Origin of the sequence: Corynebacterium tuberculostearicum, assembly GCF_032821615.1 — a bacterium.
Lineage (GTDB): Bacteria > Actinomycetota > Actinomycetes > Mycobacteriales > Mycobacteriaceae > Corynebacterium > Corynebacterium tuberculostearicum_H.
In genome coordinates, this window is sequence record NZ_JAVBIF010000047.1 from 1 (window position 1) to 1,253 (window position 1,253).

The window sequence follows — 1,253 nt, forward strand, 5'->3', positions numbered from 1 at the left end:
GTCGGCTTGGTTCTCATTGTGGGTCAGGGTTTGTACTTTGGCGAGTTGGTCCTGTCCCCAGTTGGATTGCCTGGCGATTTCTACGGGATCGTCGGGCAATTCAGTTTTTAGGTAGAGCCACCACTCCAGCATTCGGCGTTGGTGTTCTCCTCGTCGTCCTCGATGTGTTCGTGCTAGTAGCTTCAGCTGGGAGTTGATTCCGCCTTCGAGGCTGTTGGTGGTGGCTTTGATCCGGTGTGTGTCAAGGACTCCTTTGGGTGGGTTGAGGTAGACAAACAGCAGGTCACTGCGCCAGAGGTGGTTCAAACTGTTGTAGGCCTTGCGCACGTTGGCATGGGTCCAAGTCCGTGTGCACCGGCCTGTTTGGGGGTCTTTGATGAGGGTCTTCTCGTTTAGCCAGGTGCGGTAGACCGTGGCGAATTCGTGCAGTTGTGCGCCCCATTGGCTGGCTTGCTCGATAGTGCTAATGCGGGTGAGCTTGAGTGCTAACCGGTAGATGGTGCGCCCAGCATCCGTGCGTGGGCGTGAGGTGGTGTAGCGGCGTACCACGCGTTGAGCATGCACTAGGCAGCGTTGGACGAGTGTGGTTGGCCAGCACTGTTTGATGGCACTGGCAGCTCCTTGGCCGCCGTCGATGACGGCGATTAAGGGTGCTGGGATGCGCTCTAGTAGCTGTTTATAAGCGCGGGTAGTTTCGCGTTTACACCAGTGCCAGGCGATGACGTGGTCTAGGGTGGCGGCCACGATTAAACATCCGCTGGAAGTGTAGGTGCCGTCGATGAAGATTTGGTCGTAGATTCGCCCGGCATGACCGATAGTGGGGTCGGGAACGTCAACCAGCCAGCACCAGCTAAACCGGCGTTTCATTGTCGAGGCGCTGACACCATTTCGTTCTGCTACTGCTTCCAGTGAGGTTGTGGTGGTGCAGTGCTCAATGAACTGGGCAAAAGTAGCAGCTTTGACGACATCTGGCCGGCGTTTATTGACCGAGGCTCCGCAGGTTTTACATCGCCATCGGGTAGTACCTTTGCTGGTTGTTCCATTGCGTTTGGTATCGCCGCCGCAGTGGCAGCGTGGTCGATTCTTTGGCATTGGGCTACCACACCACCGCCGACTACCACAGGCAGTCAGCCACACCGTGGATTTACGGTCCCAAGGCCAGATATACGCTCCCAAAGCGTATATTTGACGCTAACCTAGAGGTCAGGGCCTAAAAATCCCCGATCCCAGACACACTTTCTGACCCTTAACCC

Annotated in this window: 1 protein-coding gene; it reads right to left on the reverse strand. The window is 56.3% G+C overall.

Annotated features, from left to right (window positions below):
• Positions 1-1,092: IS1249 family transposase (locus RAE09_RS11810; RefSeq protein WP_316981769.1), on the reverse strand; the 1,092-nt coding region annotated here is incomplete at its 3' end.
• Between the last annotated feature and the right edge of the window lie 161 nt (positions 1,093-1,253).